The sequence below is a fragment of the Sinanaerobacter sp. ZZT-01 genome, from assembly GCF_035621135.1.
In the GTDB taxonomy this organism is placed as follows: Bacteria; Bacillota; Clostridia; order Peptostreptococcales; family Anaerovoracaceae; genus IOR16.
In genome coordinates this window covers 2,592,394-2,614,926 of the sequence record NZ_CP141728.1, presented here as the reverse complement: position 1 = coordinate 2,614,926, position 22,533 = coordinate 2,592,394, and the positions used below count along the sequence as shown (strand labels likewise).

20 protein-coding genes are annotated in these 22,533 nt (G+C 39.5%); 4 read left to right on the top strand and 16 right to left on the bottom strand.

Annotation, left to right across the window (positions count from 1 at the left end; genetic code table 11):
* Positions 1-76: 76 nt before the first annotated feature.
* The 4 genes from U5921_RS12680 to mtaB all read right to left on the bottom strand — a co-directional run bounded on the left by U5921_RS12680 (position 77) and on the right by mtaB (position 2,786).
* Complete coding sequence (locus U5921_RS12680; protein ID WP_324823825.1) at positions 77-523, bottom strand: GatB/YqeY domain-containing protein; 447 nt, start codon at positions 521-523, stop codon at positions 77-79.
* A 19-nt stretch (positions 524-542) separates the two neighbouring features.
* A complete protein-coding gene (gene rpsU / locus U5921_RS12675) occupies positions 543-722 on the bottom strand; it encodes a 30S ribosomal protein S21 (protein ID WP_027399339.1) in 180 nt (59 codons plus the stop codon).
* 157 nt (positions 723-879) lie between these two features.
* A complete protein-coding gene (locus tag U5921_RS12670) occupies positions 880-1,221 on the bottom strand; it encodes a histidine triad nucleotide-binding protein (protein ID WP_324825998.1) in 342 nt (113 codons plus the stop codon).
* A gap of 83 nt (positions 1,222-1,304) precedes the next feature.
* Positions 1,305-2,786, bottom strand: a complete 1,482-nt coding sequence (mtaB, locus tag U5921_RS12665) for a tRNA (N(6)-L-threonylcarbamoyladenosine(37)-C(2))-methylthiotransferase MtaB (protein ID WP_324823824.1) — start codon at positions 2,784-2,786, stop codon at positions 1,305-1,307.
* Positions 2,787-3,035: 249 nt separating this feature from the next.
* Here mtaB and U5921_RS12660 point away from each other — a divergent pair, with 249 nt between their 5' ends.
* Positions 3,036-4,427: a kelch repeat-containing protein gene (locus tag U5921_RS12660; protein ID WP_324823823.1), complete on the top strand. Its 1,392-nt coding sequence runs from the start codon at positions 3,036-3,038 to the stop codon at positions 4,425-4,427.
* A 309-nt stretch (positions 4,428-4,736) separates the two neighbouring features.
* Positions 4,737-6,119, top strand: coding sequence for a kelch repeat-containing protein (locus tag U5921_RS12655; protein ID WP_324823822.1), 1,383 nt, complete (start codon positions 4,737-4,739; stop codon positions 6,117-6,119).
* A gap of 125 nt (positions 6,120-6,244) precedes the next feature.
* On the opposite strand, the gene U5921_RS12650 is transcribed toward U5921_RS12655, so the two are convergent.
* The gene (locus U5921_RS12650) at positions 6,245-6,511 is read right to left on the bottom strand and encodes a hypothetical protein (protein WP_324823821.1); all 267 of its coding nucleotides are present in this window, start codon (positions 6,509-6,511) and stop codon (positions 6,245-6,247) included.
* 91 nt (positions 6,512-6,602) lie between these two features.
* On the opposite strand from U5921_RS12650, the gene U5921_RS12645 reads away from it, so the two are divergent.
* The gene (locus tag U5921_RS12645) at positions 6,603-8,501 is read left to right on the top strand and encodes a polysaccharide deacetylase family protein (protein ID WP_324823820.1); all 1,899 of its coding nucleotides are present in this window, start codon (positions 6,603-6,605) and stop codon (positions 8,499-8,501) included.
* A gap of 12 nt (positions 8,502-8,513) precedes the next feature.
* Here the strand turns inward: U5921_RS12645 and U5921_RS12640 are convergent, their stop codons facing one another.
* From U5921_RS12640 to hrcA, 6 genes are all read right to left on the bottom strand, one after another.
* The gene (locus U5921_RS12640) at positions 8,514-9,272 is read right to left on the bottom strand and encodes a 16S rRNA (uracil(1498)-N(3))-methyltransferase (RefSeq protein WP_324823819.1); all 759 of its coding nucleotides are present in this window, start codon (positions 9,270-9,272) and stop codon (positions 8,514-8,516) included.
* A gap of 34 nt (positions 9,273-9,306) precedes the next feature.
* Complete coding sequence (gene prmA / locus U5921_RS12635; RefSeq protein WP_324823818.1) at positions 9,307-10,269, bottom strand: 50S ribosomal protein L11 methyltransferase; 963 nt, start codon at positions 10,267-10,269, stop codon at positions 9,307-9,309.
* Positions 10,270-10,464: 195 nt separating this feature from the next.
* Positions 10,465-11,607, bottom strand: coding sequence for a molecular chaperone DnaJ (dnaJ, locus tag U5921_RS12630; RefSeq protein ID WP_324823817.1), 1,143 nt, complete (start codon positions 11,605-11,607; stop codon positions 10,465-10,467).
* Positions 11,608-11,702: 95 nt separating this feature from the next.
* Complete coding sequence (gene dnaK / locus U5921_RS12625) at positions 11,703-13,577, bottom strand: molecular chaperone DnaK (protein WP_324823816.1); 1,875 nt, start codon at positions 13,575-13,577, stop codon at positions 11,703-11,705.
* A gap of 75 nt (positions 13,578-13,652) precedes the next feature.
* On the bottom strand, positions 13,653-14,243 hold the full coding sequence (gene grpE, locus U5921_RS12620) for a nucleotide exchange factor GrpE (RefSeq protein WP_324823815.1): 591 nt from the start codon (positions 14,241-14,243) through the stop codon (positions 13,653-13,655).
* Positions 14,233-15,282 carry a heat-inducible transcriptional repressor HrcA gene (gene hrcA / locus U5921_RS12615; RefSeq protein ID WP_324823814.1) on the bottom strand — a complete coding sequence of 350 codons (1,050 nt, stop codon included), beginning with the start codon at positions 15,280-15,282 and terminating at the stop codon, positions 14,233-14,235. The genes grpE and hrcA overlap by 11 nt, the downstream gene beginning before the upstream one ends.
* Before the next feature lie 408 nt (positions 15,283-15,690).
* On the opposite strand from hrcA, the gene U5921_RS12610 reads away from it, so the two are divergent.
* Positions 15,691-16,314: a cytidylate kinase-like family protein gene (locus U5921_RS12610; RefSeq protein WP_324823813.1), complete on the top strand. Its 624-nt coding sequence runs from the start codon at positions 15,691-15,693 to the stop codon at positions 16,312-16,314.
* 155 nt (positions 16,315-16,469) lie between these two features.
* On the opposite strand, the gene U5921_RS12605 is transcribed toward U5921_RS12610, so the two are convergent.
* The 5 genes from U5921_RS12605 to lepA form a co-directional block, all read right to left on the bottom strand.
* On the bottom strand, positions 16,470-17,384 hold the full coding sequence (locus U5921_RS12605) for a cation transporter (protein WP_324823812.1): 915 nt from the start codon (positions 17,382-17,384) through the stop codon (positions 16,470-16,472).
* 65 nt (positions 17,385-17,449) lie between these two features.
* Complete coding sequence (locus U5921_RS12600; RefSeq protein ID WP_324823811.1) at positions 17,450-17,863, bottom strand: hypothetical protein; 414 nt, start codon at positions 17,861-17,863, stop codon at positions 17,450-17,452.
* A 62-nt stretch (positions 17,864-17,925) separates the two neighbouring features.
* Positions 17,926-19,434 (bottom strand): glycerol kinase GlpK, encoded by a 1,509-nt coding sequence (gene glpK / locus U5921_RS12595; RefSeq protein ID WP_324823810.1) that lies wholly within the window; start codon positions 19,432-19,434, stop codon positions 17,926-17,928.
* A gap of 11 nt (positions 19,435-19,445) precedes the next feature.
* The gene (gene hemW, locus U5921_RS12590; RefSeq protein ID WP_324823809.1) at positions 19,446-20,579 is read right to left on the bottom strand and encodes a radical SAM family heme chaperone HemW; all 1,134 of its coding nucleotides are present in this window, start codon (positions 20,577-20,579) and stop codon (positions 19,446-19,448) included.
* Between the two features lie 134 nt (positions 20,580-20,713).
* A complete protein-coding gene (gene lepA / locus U5921_RS12585) occupies positions 20,714-22,525 on the bottom strand; it encodes a translation elongation factor 4 (protein ID WP_324823808.1) in 1,812 nt (603 codons plus the stop codon).
* Positions 22,526-22,533 lie beyond the last annotated feature (8 nt).

The following is a 22,533-nucleotide window of genomic DNA, read 5'->3' as shown; positions in this document are numbered from 1 at the left end:
CCTATGAAAAAAAAGAAAAAAAAATAACCTGATGTATCATCAGGTTATTTCTATTTCTTCTATGTCATAACGATTTCTATTTCAGAAAATCTTCAATTTGTTTTTTAACATCGCCGCCATCGGCTCTACCTTTGACTCTACCCATAACTGCTCCGATTAATTTACCAAAGTTTTTTCGGTCAGCTTCGATTTTTAAATCTTCTGCCGTTTGTTTGATAATCTCAAAAATCTCAGCTTGTGTAAGCTGTGCCGGTAAGTATTCCATTAAAATCTTGATTTCTTCGTTATAAGACTCTGACAGATCCGTTCTTCCCGCTTTTTCAAAATCAGAGAGGGCATCTTTTCTCATTTTTACTTGTTTGGTCAAGATTTCAATAATACCTTGATCGTCAAGTTCTTTTCGGTTATCAACCTCATACTGCTTAATGGCAGCACGAGCTAAATTTATGGTATTTTTCCTCACTCCATTATGAGCCTTCATAGACTCTTTGAAGTCGAGCAATAATTGATCTTTTATAGACATAGTCTACACCTCTTTTGTGTTAGAACTTTTTAGCCTTTTTCCTTGCGGCTTCTGACTTTTTCTTTCTTTTTACACTTGGCTTTTCGTAATGCTCTCTCTTACGCAATTCGGACATTACTCCATCTCTTGCGCAAGACCGCTTAAATCTTTTTAATGCGCTTTCCAAGCTTTCGTTTTCTCTTACAACTACTTGTGCCATATATTCATTCCCCTCCCTCCATATCCTGAAATCACATAGATGCTTATCCAAACGGGTCAGTCTATAACATAAATATTATACATTTTTTCACAGAAAGAATCAAGTTCTTTTTATAGAAAGATTTTTTCCCATAAACACTTGAACTCTGCATCATTTATCAACCTGGAGGCCAGGTCATCTTGCGTTTACCTAAAAGGTGAAAATGTAAATGCGGTACCGTCTGCAATCCGTCCTCTCCGCAATTGCAAACCAAACGATATCCATTTTCAAGATTCAAAAGCTTGGCCACATCTTTTACCTTATGCAGCAACCACCCCATCGCTTCCATATCCTCAAACTCTGCGGCATCAAGCGATGCAATATGTTTCTTTGGTACCAGTAAAACATGAACCGGTGCTTGAGGCTCTAAATCGTGAAATACGGCAATCACATCATCCTCATATACCATATTCGACGGAATTTCTTTATTTGCAATCTTGCAAAAAATACAATCCGACATGTCGTTTTCCATCTCCTATTCCTTGCTTATTCGATCAAATTCCTTAAAAAGGATTTGACTATGGTTCCTATCATAACACAGTATTAAAAAAAGTCAACCGGGTTTAAAACAGAATCCTGCTCTAAAATCCCAAGCATGCCAGAACGATAAGGGCGTTCTAGGCTCACCCATGCAAAGGAATCGGAAATGTCCTGTTCACTCTTGCAGAATACTTCTATAAAATTATCGCTATGTCCCCTGTAATACCCTGTTTCCGGATTATATTCCTCAAATAAAACCATCCGTCGGCTGCCGGATAGAGAAGTATAAAATTCCCGTGCTGTAGATTCAGCAATCCGTATCAGCTCTTCACTTCGTTTACTTTTTACTTCCGGCGGTAGATGTCCTTTCATCTGTGCAGCCTTCGTCATCGGACGCTTTGAATATTTAAAAACATGTACCTTACAAAAATGTACTTTCTCAACCATGTCTGCACTATCTCGAAAATCACGCTCCGTCTCTCCCGGAAATCCCACAATGATATCCGTAGAAAATCCAAAGCCCGGATCTGTTTTCCGCAGTTCTTCTACCATTTTATAATAGTCTTCTCTGCTGTAATTGCGATTCATCTTATTAAGCACCTCGTTGCTCCCGCTCTGAATGGACAGATGGAAGTGATGGCAAAGCTTCTTGTAATTCAATAAATGCTTTACGTATTCTGCATTGACCACCGTTGGTTCCAGTGAGCTGAGGCGAATTCGAAAATGACCCGGCAATTCATTTAATGCCTTTATCACAATCTCTACACCGTAAAGCTTTCTTTTGCAGCCCTCATGATCCGTAACAAACTCTTCCTCTGAAACGAATCCCGGCTCGCTTCCGTACAATGCGGTATTGATTCCAGTTAGTACGAGCTCTTTAAATCCCTGGTTCAGTAAGCTTTGTGCCTCTGCAAGGATTTCTTCCTTTGTACGGCTTCGCACCGCACCTCTTGCATAAGGTATGACACAATAAGAACAAAAACGGTTGCACCCTTCCTGAATTTTTATGAATGCCCTTGTGCGTGACTCCATGGAAGTGATGCTTCCGGTTTCATCGTACTCGCAAAGATCATGATAATCCTTGACATGATAAATGGGAGCAGTGCTTTTCTGTTCCATCGCTTCTTCCACATAAAGCGGAAGCTTATTTTTCTCATTAGTACCCGCTACAATATCAACGCCGGAAATGGCTCCGACTTCCTCCGGATTGACTTGCGCATAACAGCCGATCACCGCAGTAATGCAGTGCGGATTGATGCGTTTTACCCGACGAATGTACTGCCGTGACTTTCGGTCTGCAAGGCCCGTTACTGTGCAGGTATTGATTACATACACATCCGCAAATTCGGTATCTTCGACAATCTCATATCCTAGGTCTGTAAATTTTTCTTTTAAAGCCTGCGTTTCATATTGATTCACCTTGCATCCCAAGGTTTTGATACCAATCAGGATCCTTCTGCCATGCTTGCTCGCAAAGTCTTTCGCCATATCCGACCAAGCATCATTTATCTCAATTTCATTTGTTCTCTCTTTATTTTCACTCAAGTAAATTTCCTCCATTGTATGCTTTATTTATCATATCGTATCTCAACTGAATTTTCAACTTCTTCTATGAATCAAGTTGCAAGCGGCGCAGTAATGAAATCCGTTTTAGGCACTTATCAGCAGCAAATACTTTCACTAAATTCCAAACTTTAATTATATAATGGAAAAATATGAAAAAACAGAATTGTAATTCGATTCGTAACATGAAACAATTTAACTAAACTATATAGCAAAGAAAGAAGGAATAACATGAAACGATTGATAGCAATTTTTATGACAGTATGCTTGGTATTTGGACTGGCAAGCATGAGTGCCTGGGCGACAGAAGAACCCACATGGCAGGAAGAAACACCTATGCCTGCAGGGTTACAATTGGGAACTTCCTGCACCATAGGAGATAAAATCTATGTGATTGGTGGAAGAGAAATAGACGAGATAAAAAGAACTGTAAATATCTATGATACCAAAACCGACACGTGGAGCACATGCCAATCAATGCCTACTGCAAGATATGGTTTCACCTCCACTGTAATAGGAAATAAGATTTATGTAATTGGTGGATATAATGGTAAATACCTTAATACTATAGAAATTTATGATATAACTACTGACACGTGGTCTACCGGTCAACCCATGCCTACTGCAAGATTTGGTTTAACTTCTTCTGTAGTAGGAGATAAAATTTGTGTAATCGGTGGATATGACAGTCAACAAGGGACAGTTGATGTCGTAGAAATTTATGATTCCAAGACCGACACGTGGTCCATCGGTCAATCAATGCCTACTGCAAAACAGAATTTAACATCCTCCGTAATAGGAAATAAAATTTATGCAATTGGCGGGTATGATTTAACAACTATATATGATACCGTAGAAATCTATGATCTTCAAAGCGACACGTGGTCTACCAGCGCACCCATGCCTACTGCAAGATTTCACTTAACGTCTTCTGTCTCAGAAAATAAAATTTATGCAATCGGTGGATTAAATGTATCAAATCAAGCGATTGATACTGTAGAAATTTATGATGTACAAACAGACACTTGGTCTACAGGCACACCCCTGACTACTGCAAGAGGTTATTTAATGTCTTCCGTCGTCGGAAATAAAATCTATACAATTGGCGGCAGCAATAAAAGTAATTCTTTAGCAACCGTAGAATCTTTAGAGGTTGGCAGTACCAAAGTCGATTCTCCTTTACTGTCGGTATTGCTCAATATCGGCGAGACAGTACAGCTCAGCACGTCCTACGATTTAGGCAACAACAAAAACTTCACTTGGAGTTCCACAAATGAATCAGTCGCTGTGGTTGACGAAAACGGCAAAGTCACCGCAATAGCGGAAGGTACTGCAAATATCTATGCGCAAAATGCAGATGGAAGCTTTAAGGAATACATTCCGATCAAGGTAGTCGACGGTATCGCGGATGAATTACGGCTGGCGGTTCATTTAAAAACCACAGAGTCCGCTAACTTATATTTAGCAGATGATCCCAACACAGTAACTTGGAGCTCGATGGATGACAGCATTGCTTTTGTCTCCGCAGATGGTAAAGTTACTGCTGTAAAGAAAGGCTTAGCTATTATCAAAGGAGAACTTGACGGAACGTCATATCAGATATATGTCAGAGTGAATAATTGATACAAAATAATATAAATGGAGTGGGACTTTCCTGCTCTATTTTTTTGTCTAATAGTAAATATTATAAAAAATCAGGAAATGATGAAGTTACTTTTCCTCTATCTCCTCTACTATTTTTATTCTTAAAATTATCAAGTCAAGGCTGAAAAAGAAATCATGCCCTCTAACCCTTTATTGGTAATGCGTTATTTCTTTCACTAAATTCCAAACTTTAATTATATAATGGAAAAATATGAAAAAACAGAATTGTAATTCGATTCGCAGCATGTAACAATTTAACTAAACTATAGCAAAGAAAGAAGGAATAACATGAAACGAATTTTAGCAATTTTTATGACAGTATGCCTGGTATTTGGACTAACGAGCATGAGTGCCTGGGCGACAGAAGAACCCACCTGGCAAGAAGAAACACCTATGCCTACTGGAAGAGCTTGGGGAGGAGCTTGTACTGTAGAAAATAAAATTTATGTGTTCGGCGGAAATAATGGTAAATATCTTAATAGTGTGGAAATTTATGATACCAACACCGGCACTTGGTCTACAGGACAATCTATGCCCACTGCGAGACATCGCTTAACTTGTTCTGCAGTAGGAGATAAAATTTATGCAATTGGCGGATTTAATGGTACGTATCTTAATAGTGTGGAAATTTATGATACCAAAACTGACACTTGGTCTACAGGGCAATCCATTCCCACGCCTAGGGCTGTTTTAACCTCCTCCGTAGTGGGAGATAAAATCTATGTAATCGGTGGGCATAACAGCCAACAAGGAATAGTTGATACCGTTGAAATTTATGATACCAAAACTGACACTTGGTCTACAGGACAATCTATGCCCACCACCAGGTATGGTTTAACATCTTCAGCGTTAGGAGATAAAATCTATGCGATTGGTGGACAAAATTCAACAAGTTACATGGATACAGTAGAAATTTACGATACCAAGACTGACACTTGGTCTGTGGCCCAATCCATGATGACTGCAAGATATGAATTAACTTCTTCCCTAATAGGAAATAAAATTTATGCTATTGGCGGATATAATGGTACATATCTTAATAGTGTGGAAATTTATGATACCGAAACTGATACTTGTTCCACTGGTGAATCTATGCTTACTGCAAGAAGTAAATTAACTTCTTCCGTAGTTGGAAATAAAATTTATGCTATTGGCGGAAGAGATAACGATAATAATTTGTTAGCAACCGTGGAATCTTTAGAGGTTGGCAGTACAGAAAATTCTTCCTTGTTGTCGGTTTTACTTAACATTGGAGAGACGGTGCAGCTCAGCACTTCTTATGATTTAGACAACAACAAAAACTTCACTTGGAGTTCCACAAATGAAGCAGTCGCTGTAGTTGACGAAAACGGCAAAGTCACGGGGGTTTCAGAAGGTACTGCAAATATCTATGTACAAAATGCAGATGGCAGTTTCAAAGAGTACATTCCGATCAAAGTAGTTGACGGCATTGCGGATGAATTACGATTGGCGGTTCATTTAAAAAGCACAGAATCCGCTAACTTATATTTAGCAGATGATCCCGGCACAGTAACCTGGAGCTCGATGGATGACAGCATTGCTTCTGTGTCAGCAGATGGCAAAGTTACTGCTGTAAAGAAAGGGTTAGCCATTATCAAAGGAGAACTTGACGGAACATCATATCGGATATACGTCAGAGTCAATGAATAATACAAAATAATACAAATACAACAGCCTTCCAGGATCAGTGAATCATCCCAGAAGGCTGTTATTATTTTAAAGAAAAAATTTCCAAGTAAACAAGTGAAATAAAATCGTTCTATTTTAGTTTTATATTAAACCTTAGATTCAAGAGATTCCTGCAAAGCTTTTATCTCCTCTTCTTCTGCTTTGATTTTCTCACAAAGCAAAGCAAGCTCTCCTTCCAATTCCACTCCATTTTTATATGATGTATAAACCTTTTCCCCTATCTCAATCTGATACTCCTTTATAACGGACTTTTTCTGACTGATTTTTAAATTGATTTTAGCTGTTTCCATTACTTCTTCGGATTTTTTCATTGCGCTTCGGCTGAAATCCGTCATTTTATCTAAAAGTGCCATATAAGTTCCTCCTTCGTCTTGTCTATTATACATGAAACCAAGTTATTTTGCATATGTTTTTACATAAAGTATCAACTATGGAGGTAGCGTCTTGCGACACAATAAAAAACAGATTGTTATAAAAAAGAAATTTTTATTGCCGCTTCTTTTTTTCATACTCTTATTTTTATGCAGTGTATCCATTCTTCCTTTTGGTATCCACGTGTTTTCCCCTGCAAAAAAGGAACCGATTAAGTGGGTGGAATTTAACGTCCCTTATACCGTGATGGAAAAAGCAATGAAGATTGATATTCAGACGTATGAATCAGAAACACATATCGATTGGATTGAAGTTTTATCTTATCTCGCTGCAAAATATGGCGGTAATTTCAAACAATATAAAGCTTCTGATATGGACCAGCTTGTTGAAGAACTTAACAAAGGAGAATACACGGAGCATCTTGCCAAAAAAATGAACGCTGCTCTTTATCAATATTATCACAAAGCGTATTCCGCAATTTTAGGAGAATTTCTCGGTGAATATAAAGTCAAACTTCCAAAAAATAAAGAAAAAGACAGCGATTCCGGGGAATCCGAAATGATTTGGCAAAAAAAATATGGATTGAAAGCATTCTCACCGGTCGCTGCCGGATATTATTACAGTGATTTTGACGACTTTGGAAATGGCAGAACTTACGGATACGCAAGACGTCACTTAGGTCACGACTTAATGATAGGAAGCGGTACACCGATCATCTGCGTCGAGAGCGGCATTGTAGAAGCGCTGGGATGGAATCAATACGGTGGATGGCGCATTGGCATTCGAAGCTTTGACGGCGTTCGGTATTATTACTATGCACACCTGCAAAAAAATCACCCCTACGCATCTAATTTATATATCGGAAAAGCAGTTACCGCAGGAGATGTCATCGGTTATTCCGGTCAAACCGGATACAGCCGCAAAGAAAACACGAATAATATTGATACCCCTCACCTGCACTATGGTATGCAGCTGGTTTTCGATGAAGATAAAAAAGACAGTCCAACTCAAATATGGATCAATCTTTATGATATTACACGTCTTTTATCCAACCATCGAGCTGACGTAGTAAAAGTAGAAGATTCAAAAGAATTTACAAGAAAATATGCGTTCTATGAAATAGATAAAGATGAAAAAAATAAAACAACATCTGATCCAAAGTTAGAAGACGAAACGGCTTTGACAATGAATCAATCCAGCACACCGGAAGATAAAATTGCCGTTCCGATCATCATGTACCATGGGCTTGTCAAAGATAAATCCGTCCAAAATAAATTTATGATTGATCCATCCCTTTTTGAGTCTGATTTGACTTATCTAAAAGAAAAAGGATATACAACTATGTTTGTCTCTGATTTGATTAAATGTGTAAAAAAGGGAAAGGCATTTCCGAAAAAGCCGATCATACTCACCTTTGACGACGGTTATTACAACAATTACTTATATGCTTTTCCTGCTTTGAAAAAAAATAATATGAAAGCCGTAATTTCCATCATTGGACGATATACCGACGAATACAGCGAAAACGGCGTGGAGCAACCAAATTATTCTCATGTGACTTGGGATCAAATCAACGAGATGATCGAATCAGGCTGTGTCGAAATTCAAAATCATACTTACGATATGCACACTTATGATGCCGGTCGAAAGGGTTCACTTCAAAAAGGCGGAGAATCCGTCGAAGCTTACGGTGCTGTATTAGATTCAGATATTGGTTATCTGCAAAAGCATATTGAAGAAAAGACAGGCACAAAGCCAAACACCTTTACTTACCCGTTTGGCTTTTACAATAAAAATTCAGAAGAATTTATGAAAACCTTTGGATTTGACGCTACATTAATCTGCGAAGGAAGAATTAATTACATTTCAAAAAAAGAAAGAAATCCAGATGAATTATACCGTTTGGGACGCTTTTTACGTGAACCAAACTGTTCCAGTGCGGATTTCTTCCAAAAAAACGGCATTCAATAAGAGGCAGAGTTCTCACAGCTCCAACTCGTACATGACCATAGCCAGTGCTGCTATCCCAGCTGTCTCCGTACGTAAAATTGTCTTTCCAAGTGTTGCACAGCTTGCACCGATTTCCTGAAAGGTGCAAGCTTCTTCCTCTGAAAATCCACCTTCCGGCCCAATGAGCAGAGCGATTTTTTTTAAAGGAGCTCTGCTTTCTTTTTTTGCTGCCGCAGAACGAAGAACTTGTTTGATTGTTATCTTTTCTTCATTTTCATAAAGGAAAAGAACCAAATCATGTTCCTTCATTACACGCGCAAAGACATCTTTCGTATAAAGCGGGCTTTCAATTTGAGGAATTCTTCCTCTTTTACACTGTTTCACTGCTTCATCCGCTATTTTCTGCCAGCGCACCAATTTATTTTTGAAGTTTCCCTTTTCCGTAACCACAGTCCGCTGCATAAAGACCGGAATGATACGCCAAATACCGAGTTCTACCGCTTTTTGGATGATCGTCTCCATTTTCCCTTGTTTTGGAATGCCTTGATATAAGCTTACCTGAATTTCCGGTTCCCTGCTGAAGTTTTGTTTATCATGAATCTTTCCTAAAATCTGTTCACTGCTGATTTCATTTAATTCAACTTGATACTCATATTGTTCAGAGTCAGATACCTCAATAAAATCACCTGCTTTCAGCCGAAGTACTTTCATAATATGCCTGATATCGCTTTGATCCGTAATCTCAATGAAATTCTCTTTTACGGCACTCTTCTCTACAAAAAATCGACTCATCCCGTTCTCCTTTTTCCCAGATAAAACTTTCTATCTAACGTTTTTGTGCTACAATGGCACACCATTCTCCCTCTTCTGCGATCTCTAAGATTTCAAATCCGCAATTTTGAATGGAATGAGAAACCTGATTTTTTTTCTCAACTAAAATTCCCGAAGAAATATATATCCCTCTCCCCTTCAAATGCTTGGATACATCCTTTGATAAAAGCATAACTAAATCAGCCATGAGATTTGCCACCACAATATCCGCCTGAACTGCAAGACCCTTCGTCAAATCTCCTTGAAACACTTCAATCTGAGACTCTAAACAGTTCATCTGTACGTTTTCTTTTGCCACATCCACAGCAATCGGGTCAATTTCAACACCTTTTACCGTCTTGACTCCCAGAAGAGCCGCAGCAATCGATAAAATGCCGGAACCACAGCCGACGTCCAAAACAATTTCATCGGAAGAAGCAATATATTTCTCCAGCATACGAATGCAGAGCGTAGTTGTCGGATGCGTTCCCGTTCCAAAAGCCATGCCCGGATCAATCTCAATTACAAGCTCCGAATTTTCTTTTTTTTCGTAATCTTCCCAAGACGGTTTTACAACAAAACGATCTGTAATGTGCGTCGGTTTAAAATATTCTTTCCATTTATCACGCCAGTCTTCATCACAAACCTCCGTTACAGAAAGCTCCAGCCTTCCATAGTCCGTTCCGGCTTCTTCTGCATCTCTTTTTACAGTCTCTAATGCGTGTCGAAAGCATTGCATCGTCTTCTGTCCTTCTTCGGAACACTCTAAATAAAAAGTAAGATTGGGTTCCACATTTGACAAATTCAATACACTTTCATCGACATAGTCCCATTCATAGGAGTTTTTCTTGTCTAAAAAATCCCTTAAATCGTCTGGGTTTTCCGTAACAAAATCGGTAATCCCCATAGATAACAACATGCCGCTTGCCATTTCCAGTCCGATTTGATTTGTATACAGCCTTATTTCAAAATACCTCACTTCAGACTCCTTTCCGGTTGCTTTCCGTTTTATGTATGATTGCAATTGTAACGTTTCCCTATTACAGAAAAGCGATTTCTTTGAAAGCTACAAAAATATCAATTCTTCTGCGATATTTCCTATCAGATAAAAAAGCAGCATTTCTCCGGCTCTGTAGCTCTACAGACGGACAAGAAATGCTGCTTTTTAAGCCTTTTATTTGAATAACTCTTTCATTGTCTCTGAAAAACTTTTTCTTTTTGCATATCCATCATGATTTAAGGATTCTCCGAATTCTTCAATCATCTTTTTCTGCTTTCCACTTAGTTTCGTTGGAACCTCAAGAATGACCTTCACATATAAATCACCGTATTTCCCGGAACGAAGGCTCTTGACACCTTTTCCTTTTAAACGAAATACCGTATCAGGCTGTGTTCCTGCAGGTATCTTATAAGCTACCTTATCCGAAAGAGTCGGAACTGTAATCTCCGCACCCAAAGCTGCCTGTGTAAAGGTGATTGGCATATCCAGCCACAAATCATTGCCCTTTCGTTTAAAGAGCTTATGAGGAGAAACCGCAATGACTAAATACAAATCGCCATTTGGCCCTCCATTTGTACCAGGTTCTCCCTGTCCTCGAATCGGAATGACGCTGTCATTATCCACTCCAGCAGGAATATCAACTGAGATGGTAACCGTCTTTCGAATCTTCCCGCTTCCATTACAAGAATGGCAAGGCTTTTCAGTAATTTGTCCACTGCCGCCACAGCGATCACAGGTATGCGAACTTGCAAATTGTCCAAACGGAGTATTCTGTACGGTACGAACTTGACCGGAACCATTGCAATTCGGGCACGTTACTTTAGATGTACCCTTTTCCGCTCCGCTTCCGCCGCATTCTTCACAAGCTACATACTTATTCAGCTGTACCTGTTTTTTTGTACCAAACGCAGCTTCTTCAAAAGTAATATTCATTTGCTTTTGAAGATCCTGTCCCTTTCTCGGTCCATTTCTTCTTGACTGAGAGAATCCGCCGCCAAAAGCACCGCCGAACAAATCGCCGAATATATCTTCAAAACCGCCAAATCCAGAGAAGCCGCCAGAACCACCGCCGCCAAATCCGGCATTCGGATCCACTCCGGCAAACCCAAACCGATCGTATTTATCCTTCTTTTGAGGGTCGGAAAGTATCCCGTATGCTTCGTTTACTTCTTTAAATTTTTCTTCTGCTATTTTATCTCCTGGATTTCGATCTGGGTGAAATTCCATAGCTTTTTTACGAAAAGCAGATTTAATTTCTGCTTCCGTAGCCCCTTTTTTTATTCCAAGGACTTCGTAGTAGTCTCTTTTGTCTGCCATTATATCATATCCCCCATCTATTAGTTATAACTTACTTAGTTTAAAGGGTAAAGCACTTCTCGTCAAGAGAAGTGCCTCTAATTTCCCTATAAAACTTATTTATTGTCATCTACGACTTCATAATCTGCATCGACAACATTATCTCCGCTCGGGCCTTCCTGCTGACCGCCAGCAGCCGCATTTGGATCAAAACCGCCTGCTGCACCTGCTGCATTCGGATCAGCTCCTGCTGCCTGTGCCTGCTGATATAGTTTAGTTGAAACAGCATGGAATTCATTTGTCAGTGTCTCTGTTTTCGCCTTGATTTCCTCAATGTTGTTTCCCTCTAAAGCCTTACTTAAGGCTTCTTTTGCCTCGTCTATCTTTGCTTTTTCATCAGCAGATAACTTATCTCCTAATTCGTTTACGCTCTTCTCTGTCTCATAAATCAATGTCTCTGCACGATTTCTTGATTCAATTTCTTCTTTCTTCTTTTTGTCTTCTTCCGCATACTGCTCAGCTTCCTTAACCTTCTGCTTGATTTCATCGTCGGAAAGCTTGCTGGAAGAAGAGATGGTGATTCTCTGTTCCTTACCGGTTCCCATATCCTTTGCACTTACATTTACAATACCATTGGCATCAATGTCAAAAGTAACTTCAATCTGAGGCACACCACGAGGTGCAGATGGAATTCCGGAAAGCTGGAAACGTCCTAAAGTGATATTATCACTTGCCATTTCTCTTTCACCCTGTAATACGTGAATATCAACTGCCGTCTGATTATCCGCAGCCGTTGAAAATACCTGGCTCTTCTTCGTCGGAATCGTAGTATTTCTTTCAATGAGCTTAGTAGCCACACCGCCTAATGTTTCAATTGACAAAGAAAGCGGGGTAACATCCAGAAGCAATACGTCTTTCACTTCTCCGGTCAAAACGCCTGCCTGTACGGAAGCACCGATTGCTACACATTCATCCGGATTAATACCCTTAAATGGATCTTTTCCAGTAACCTTTTTAACGGCATCCTGTACTGCCGGAATTCTTGTAGACCCACCTACCAAAATGACTCTCTCTAAGTCAGACATCGTTACGCCGGCATCCTTCATTGCCTTCTGCATTGGCTCAATGGTTCTATTTACAAGATCCGCTGTAAGCTGATCGAATTTTGCTCTGGTAATATCCATGTTCAAATGTAACGGGCCGTCGGCATTGACTGTAATAAATGGCAGATTGACGTTTGTCGTCTGTGAAGAGGATAATTCTTTCTTCGCTTTTTCTGCTGCTTCCTTCAATCTTTGCAGTGCCATCTTATCTTTTCTAAGATCAATACCATTTTCCTTTGCAAAGCTGTCTGCAATGAAATTCATAACTGCATTATCAAAATCATCACCGCCCAGCTTCGTATCTCCATTGGTTGCCAGTACTTCAAATACACCATCACCAAGTTCCAAAATGGAAACGTCGAAGGTACCGCCTCCTAAGTCATATACTAACACCTTATGATGTTCCGTATCCTTATCCAATCCATAAGCAAGAGCTGCTGCAGTTGGTTCGTTAATAATTCTTTTTACATCTAGCCCTGCAATTTTTCCGGCATCCTTTGTTGCCTGCTTCTGGCCGTCTGTAAAATACGCCGGAACTGTGATAACTGCTTCTGTGATCTTTTCGCCTAAATAGCTTTCAGCATCCGCTTTTAATTTAGATAAAATCATAGCGGAAATATCCTGCGGCGTATAGGATTTTCCATCAATATCTACCTTATGTTCCGTACCCATGTGTCGTTTTATGGATGCGATGGTTCGATCCGGATTTGTGATTGCTTGTCTTTTCGCTGTCTCACCAACCAAACGTTCTCCACTTTTTGCAAAGCCAACTACAGATGGTGTTGTTCTATTTCCTTCTGCATTTGTAATGACGGTAGGTTCGCCACCTTCCAATACTGATACACATGAATTTGTTGTACCTAAGTCTATACCGATTACTTTACCCATAATATACATCTCCTTTTTCACATTTTCATTGTTATACTTATTTGTCTTACTATTTTTTGCATTTTTTACTGATTTTTATTCTGCTACTTTAACCATGGAAGGCCTAATCACCTTTCCATTCAGCAGATACCCCTTTTGTAAAACGGCTGTTACTTTGCCGCTTTCGTATTCAACGGAATTCTCAGTCATCACCGCATGGTGATAATTGGGATCAAACGCTTCCCCTTCTGCCTTAATCTCTTCAACATTACTTTTTTCAAGTACCCCCTTAAATTGTTTGAAAATCATTGCCATGCCCTCTAACATCTTTGGATCTTTGCAATCCTCACCGTGTGCAATGGCTCTTTCAAAATTATCTATTACATCAAGCAATTCTGTCACGATTTTCTCGTTGGCATATGCATAAATGTCACTTTTCTCTTTTTCAACTCTTCGTTTATAATTCTGAAAATCTGCTGCTAAACGAAGATAACGAGTCTGAATATCCTCTTCTTCTTTCGTTACCTCTTTCTCTTTTTGGGCAGCTTCTTCTCCATTCTTCACTTTTTCCGTGTCTGTTTCATCTACAGCAGCTTCTTCTGTAGCTTCATGCTTAGCTTCCGCATTCTTAACCCCTTCTTCTACTGTGGAATCCTTCACCTGCGCTTCTTCCTGATTATTTTTCATCCTCATCTTTTCCTCCCTCTAATTGAAATGCTTGGCTTATATTGTCTGTCATGTATTTTATAACAGATGTAACTTCATCATACTTCATTCTCGTAGGTCCAATCACGCCTAACTTACCAATCAGCTTTCCATTTATTCGATAGTCTGCTGTGATTAAACTGCAATCATTTAAAATCTCATCGCTGTTTTCATCGCCGATCGTAATGACGATCCCATTGTCGCGATTTACAAGTACATCGGTAAAGTGCTGTCTTTGATGGAGCATTTGTAAAAACACCTTTGCTTTTTCTATATTGTTATACTCCGGTATTGAAAAAATATTGGTAAGCCCTTCCAAATACAAATCTACATTTAACATATTTTCTAACGTTGCTAAAAAATCCGGCATAATACTTTCTGCTAATTTTGAAAGTGCCTTCAAATCTTTTTCAAACGATTTTATAATATCCAGTGTAAGAATATCACTCAAAGCTCTTCCTTTATAATTATGCGTCATGACCTTCGACAGTAAGACGAGATTTTCTTCCGTATAAGGCACTTTTATTTTTAAAGCTGTATTGGAGACTTTACCATTTTCCGCTACAATCATAAGAACGACTGTCGACTCATCCACCGGTAAAAGATTAATATATTTTAACCGATTTTCATCCTGTTTCGGACTGATCGCAAAGGATGTCAAATTTGTCAATTCTGACAATAGAGCTGCTGCATGTTCAATTGTCCGATCCAGCTCAGTGATATTCGATGTCAATTTTTGTGAGATTGCTCTCTTTTCGTCTTCCGGAAGCTCATAATCCTTCATGAGCTGATTTACATATAATCGATATGCTTTTGCCGACGGAACACGTCCAGCGGAAGTATGCGGATGCGTTAAATAACCCATTTCCTCTAAATCAGACATCTCATTGCGTATCGTTGCAGGACTGATTCCCATGTTATATTTTTTGGAAAGGGTGCGGGAGCCTATCGGTTCTGCGGAACAAATAAAATCTCCAACGATAGCCTGCAATATTTTTAATTTTCTTTCATTTAAATCCATTCGACTCACCGCATTTCAAATATATTTTTAATTTGTTAGCACTCTATTTGGGTGAGTGCTAACTATAATCTAAATTTACCATTGACATATTATATTGTCAATAGATTTCCAAAATATTTTTTAATTTTTTTATTCTTTTCTTTGAGCAAATAAAGTTTATGATATAATAAATAGGTCATTTGGAACAAAATCAATCGATTTTATTTCGGATGTATCGATTATATCCAATTGAAGTAAACAGAAAGCGATTTGCACTTATCATAGAATAAATACGTCTCAAGTAACAAGATCAACGCATTTTATCTGAAATGTATTTATTGATTCGTTATGAAGCAAACCATATAGTAATAGTATTCATTTATTCTTTGGATTTTATAACTTTATTAGACAGATAGGAGATGCGTAAACATGGATCATAAAATTATCATCACCATTGCCCGCGAATATGGCAGCGGCGGCCGAGAAATCGGTAAGCAATTAGCGGAACAGTTAAAGATTCCCTTCTACGATAAAGAATTGATTACCCGAACAGCGGAAGAAAGCGGTATTGATCCGGATCTTTTTGAAAATGCGGATGAAAAACCCTCAAATCCGTTTTGGACCTCTTTAGCGTTTAATATCGGTACCTTTGGAAGTCACATTCCTACCATAAATGACTTGCCTATGAATGACCGCTTGTTCTTACTGCAATCAAAGACGATACGAAAAATCGCCGAGGAAGGCTCCTGTGTGATTGTCGGCAGATGCGCTGACTATATACTGGAAAAAGAAGAAAATATCATTCGTTTCTTCATTCATGCAGATCGGGAGGATAAACTAAACCGCGTCATCCATTCCTACGGAATCCCTGAAGAAGGTGCGCAAGAATTTATGAAAAAAACAGATCGGCGGAGGGCTACTTATTATGACTATTATGTGGGTGAAAAGTGGGGTCAAATAAACCGTTATGACCTATCCATCAATAGCAGCACCCTTGGTATCCAATCTACGGTCGACCTACTCTTAAAATTTGTAAAACAGATAAACGCTTAAAATACAAAGAGGTAAAGTTTTAAAGCTCTACCTCTTTTAGTTTCCATTTTCTCTCCTGCTTCTTTAGCCTTGCTACCAGCTCAAGGCCTCTTCGTCAATCACCATAATCAAATTGGGATGCATTATGCTTTCAGTTCCCATCTTGATCCATTCCCCTATTCAATCTCGGGTAATAACTCTACATATACATCGTGAAATTCTTCCATCAATGCCAGCTCTATTTCTCTCTGTACGGAAGCCCACTCAGAAATACTTATGGTATCTTTGTTCGAAGTTACATAAATCGAGACCCAAAATCTCCGCCCCATCCGCATAATATCATACGTTACCATAGATATTTTTTCTCCAAATGTGTGTTTTTGCAGCACTTCATCAGAAATTTGTTTGATTTGACTTACTACTTCTTGTTCCGGAGCCATTAAAAACAAATCGTTCATCCCATTTAAAACCAGGCGAATCGGTGTTGGCAAAATGAAAAAAGTTAAAACGATTGCAGCAGCGGAGTCCAAGTACGGTGTGAGCGTTTTTACTGCCTCCGTATGGAAAATTGCAGGAATAAAAAACGCACATGCCATTCCCATACTCGCAATGGTGTCAATCCACCATCCGCTGATTTCCACATCCACCATCGGCGACTGTAACCCACAATTCATCCGCTTCAGCCAAATTACAATTAAAATTCCTAAAATCGCAGCAAACAATTCAAAATATGCGACCAGTGTAAAATTGACGTGACTGCCCCCCTGTAAAATAATCTGTATATTATTTACAACCAGTCCGACAGTAACCGCAAGAAGCATGAAACCTTTAATCACAAGAAGCCACGTCTCAACTTGTGCATAACCAAATGGTCTTTTTTCAGTCATTGGCTTATATAATAACGGTACCAGTCTTAAAGAAATTACAATGGTCACCAGTTCTGCTGCATCATATGCTGAATCCATTAATACGGCCTGCGAGTGTGTCCTCAAAGCCATATAAAACTCCAAAAGAACAAAGAGAATCGCTCCCCACATCGAAACTCTTAAGGCTTTTTGCTCGAACCTGATTCTATCCTCGTTCGAATCCATAAAAATACCCCTTTCCCTTTTTTATGATTGCACCTAAGAAGTCCTCCTCTATTTTATATTTCTTCTTATTGATTCGAACATTTCGTTAATTTTTCTAAATTATCAATGACCTTTTTATGAAATTCACACTCAAAGTTGCATACCTTTTTCAGCCGAATCCATCGCATCCATAAGACACTGCAATCTGTTTTTGCAATGATTTTTGCTTCTGATTGAATGGATTTTCCCTCATCAAAGCAAAAATCAAATAATTCTCCTGCGTCAGTGAGTATACTCTTATCTTTATAAATGCTCTGTGCGATTCCGGAAACAACCATTCCCGTAAAATACAGTGCTTCACCTTCCTCTGCGATGGTCTCCCCTGCTCGATATGTCTTCACATTTCCGTCAACGCACTTAAATAGCCATTCCAAATCTTTTGATTCCTTGATTCCATAGAATAAAGGTGTTGTTTTCAATAATTCTAAATACTGCTTCATTTTCATTCTCCTTTGCCCCCCTTTAATAAGGGACGGTACGTAGTCGTAGTTTTATCAAAAATTTATTCTGCTTCTGCCCAAGCCAAGGCTGCGGAGACAGCACGCCTCCAGCCTTTTAAGAGCTGCTTTCGTGTCTCTTCTTTCATAGAGGCTTCAAAACGTCTTTCCATCCTCCAATTTTCTCTGATTTCATTTTTATCTTTCCAATATCCAACAGCCAGACCAGCCAAGTAAGCGGCTCCCAGTGCTGTCGTTTCAGTGCAAATCGGTCTTTCCACGGGGCAATGTATGATGTCCGCCTGAAACTGCATCAACAAATTGTTTGCACAGGCACCTCCATCAACCTTTAAAGTTGTTAAGCTCACACCGGAATCTTGCTCCATCAGTTGCAGTACCTCTTGCGTCTGATACGCTATCGATTCTAAGGTAGCCCGTATAATATGTTCCCGGTTTGCACCTCTGGTCAAGCCAACTAGCATTCCTCTTGCATACGGATTCCAGTAAGGTGCACCAAGCCCGACAAATGCAGGAACCAAGTATACTCCATTCGAATCTTCCACTTTACCTGCCAGCTCCTCTGACTCTGCGGAGGATGCTAACAGTTTGCATTCATCACGCAGCCATTGAATTGCCGCTCCGCCGATAAAAATAGAGCCTTCCAAAGCGTACTCTACTTTTCCGTCTATTCCCCAGGCAATCGTTGTCAAAAGACCATTTTCAGAATACACGGGCTGGCTTCCTGTGTGCATCAGCAGAAAACAACCTGTTCCATAAGTATTTTTTGCCATTCCTTCCGTAAAGCAGGTTTGCCCAAACAAGGCAGCCTGCTGGTCTCCTGCAGCACCGGAAATTGGAATTTCACTCCCAAATACAGAAGGATCCGTGTTCCCGTAAATACCGCTGGAAGGCTTCACCTCAGGAAGCATTTTTTTAGGGATCGAAAAGAAAGATAAAATCTCTTCATCCCATTTCAGTGTCTGAATATTAAAAAGCATCGTTCTTGCTGCATTGGAATAATCAGTTGCGTGAATCTTTCCTTTTGATAAATTCCATATAAGCCAGGTATCTATCGTTCCAAAAAGCAGCTCTCCTTTTTCTGCCCGCTCCCGTGCTCCCTCTACATGGTCTAATATCCATTTTAATTTTGTCGCAGAAAAATATGCATCAATCAGCAACCCTGTTTTCTTGTGAAAAAAATCAGTTAGACCTTGTTCTTTTAAAGTATCACAATACGGTGCTGTTCTTCTGCACTGCCAAACCAAAGCCGGATGAATCGGCAATCCCGATATTTTGTCCCACACCACCGTTGTTTCTCTTTGATTTGTAATGCCGATTGCTGCGATATCTTTGTACGTTGCCTGCACTTTATACATCGCTTCTTGTGCCACTCCAATTTGTGTCGACCAGATTTCCATCGCATCATGCTCAACCCATCCCTGTTTTGGATAATGCTGACGAAATTCCTTCTGCGCCAAAGTAACCATTTCACCCTGCCGATTAAATAGAATGCAGCGTGAGCTTGTAGTTCCCTGATCGAAAGCCATAATGTATTTTCCTGTCTTATGATTCATAGTCTCCCCTCCTAAACCAGTTCTCTCAGTACAGTATTACTTAAGTCCAATCCTTTTTTTGTAAACCGAAGATATGATTTCCCCTGTTCAAGAAGACCTCGTTCCTGAAAGGAGCGAAGTACTTCTCCGAAAAGATTTTCAATCGGTTCACCAAAACTCTTTTCAAATTCCGTCAAATCGATTCCTTCTATTTTACGAAGCCCTGTAAATAGATAATCCGATATAGAATCTTTTCTCGTATTTTTATGAGTAGTCTCCACATAATTTCCTTCCAGATAATCCCTCATACTTCTGGTATTACTGAATCGAACACCTTTTATATAAGAGTGTGCCCCCAAACCCATGCCTAAATAGTCCGCCATAGACCAGTATTTTAAATTATGACGGCATTCATAACCCCGTTTTGCAGCATTTGATATTTCATAATGGATGTATCCATTTTTATCTAGTTCCTCAATTGTCTGATGGTACATCTTTCGGTCATCATTATCCGAAACTTGATTGAACTTTCCTGCCTTATATTGTTCATAAAACGGTGTTCCCTCTTCAATCTGCAAGCTGTAAAAAGATACATGCTTTGGCTGCAAGTTTAATACCTCTTTTACATCCTGTTGAAACATTTGAACCGATTGACCCGGTACGCCAAAGATTAAATCAGCATTAATATTTTCAAACCCACAGCAGCAGGCTGTATCGTACGTTTTAAAAAAATCATCTCGAGTATGTATTCTCCCCATGAATTCCAAAACAGCATCATTTAATGACTGGCATCCAATGCTCAGCCGATTGATTCCCATACGCCAATAGGATTCCAATTTTTGTTTTGTTAAAGTTCCCGGGTTGCATTCGATCGTAACCTCCACATTCTTATCGATACAAAAACAATCATATATCTTTTTCAGAATGGTCTCTGTTAACGATTCTGTAAGCAGAGAAGGTGTTCCTCCGCCGATAAAAATAGTATCTACTGTATAATCACTCTCTTTGAGATTATATGCTTCCATTTCTTTTTGTAGTGCCTGAATATATTGCTCCTGCTCTTTCAAATCATATCCGCTGAACGAAAGGAAGTCACAGTAATTGCACTTTTTTAAACAAAATGGTATGTGAACATACAATCCTAATTTCTGTTTTCCTCTGCGCATTTTTATCCCCTTTAAATAAAAAATATATTTTCTTTGAAATATGCGGAAGTATCGGTCTTTAATGATATTTCCCATCTATAAAAAAGGATGCTTTTTCAATAAAACATCCTTTTTTCTTGCTCAAAATCATTTAACTACTTGTTATCATCGTATTTCAACACAGCAGTAAACGCCTCCTGCGGAACCTCCACTGTTCCAAACTGCCGCATCCTTTTCTTCCCCTCTTTTTGCTTTTCAAGGAGCTTTCTCTTTCTTGAAATGTCTCCACCGTAGCATTTTGCCAATACGTCTTTACGCAAAGCACGCACCGTTTCCCGGGCAATAACCTTCTGCCCGATCGAAGCCTGAATCGGTACTTCAAATTGATGCATCGGAATAATTTCCTTTAACTTCTCACAGACAAATCGCCCTCTTGCATATGCTTTAGATTCATGTACAATCATGGAAAATGCATCCACAAGGTCTTTATTTAACAAGATGTCCATCTTTACAACGTTGGATTTTTCATAGCGCACAAATTCATAATCCAAAGATCCATAACCACGTGTCTTTGACTTCAATGCATCAAAGAAATCATAAATTACTTCATTCAAAGGCATTTCATAGTGAAGCACTACCCGCATTTCCGTGATATACTCCATATGAATCATCTTTCCTCTTCGTTCTTGGCAGATTTCCATAATTGCACCGACATAATCCTTCGGAATCATAATATCTGCTTTAACGATGGGTTCTTCTATGTGGTCAATTTCAATCGAGTTTGGTAAATTCGAAGGGTTTTGAATCATCTCTACATCACCATTTTCCATAATGACTTTATAGATAACACTCGGAGAAGTGGTAATGATTCCCAGATTGAATTCGCGTTCTAATCGTTCTACGATAATTTCCATATGCAGTAAACCTAAAAATCCGCAACGAAATCCAAAACCTAAAGCCGTCGAAGTTTCCGGCTCAAATAAAAATGCTGCATCATTTACTTGGAGCTTTTCCAAAGCGTCTCTGACGTTTTCATATTTTTCACCTTCTGCAGGATAGATTCCGCAATATACCATCGGCTGCACTTTTTTATAGCCGGGCAGAGGTGACTCTGTCGGATTCTCATCCAAGGTAATCGTATCACCTACACGTGCATCTGCAACCTGCTTAATGCTTGCACACACATAGCCAACCGATCCAGCATTCAATTCTTTTACCGCAACCGGTCCCGGCGCATAAACACCAACTTCTGTCACCTCATATTTTTTCTTCGTATTCATCAAGCGGATCATGTCGCCTTTTTTTATCCGTCCGTCAAAAACGCGCGTATAGATGACCACACCCTTATAATTGTCATAATAGGAATCAAAGATCAAAGCTTTCAGCTTTTCATCCGGATTTCCCTTGGGTGCTGGAATCTTTGCAACAACCGCCTCCAAAACATCCCCAATGTTTAAGCCTTCCTTCGCTGAGATCAAAGGGGCATCTTGTGCTTCAATGCCAATCACATCTTCGATCTCTTCCTTGACCGCGTCAGGGCTTGCACTCGGCAAATCTATTTTATTGATGACAGGCAGTATTTCCAAGTTTTCATTCAATGCCAAGTACACATTCGCAAGCGTCTGCGCTTCCACCCCCTGCGTCGCATCCACAACAAGAACCGCACCTTCGCATGCGGCCAAGCTTCGAGATACTTCATAAGTAAAATCGACGTGTCCGGGTGTGTCTATTAAATTGAAAATATATTCATGTCCGTCCTTTGCTTGATAGACCAAACGGGTTGTCTGCAATTTAATGGTAATTCCTCTTTCCCGTTCCAGATCCATATTATCTAAAAATTGCTCCTTCATCTCACGATGGGACACAACGCCGGTCTGTTCCAGCATACGATCTGCCAGTGTTGATTTACCATGGTCTATGTGAGCAATAATGCTAAAATTTCGAATGTACTGCTGATAAGCGTCCATATTTCCTC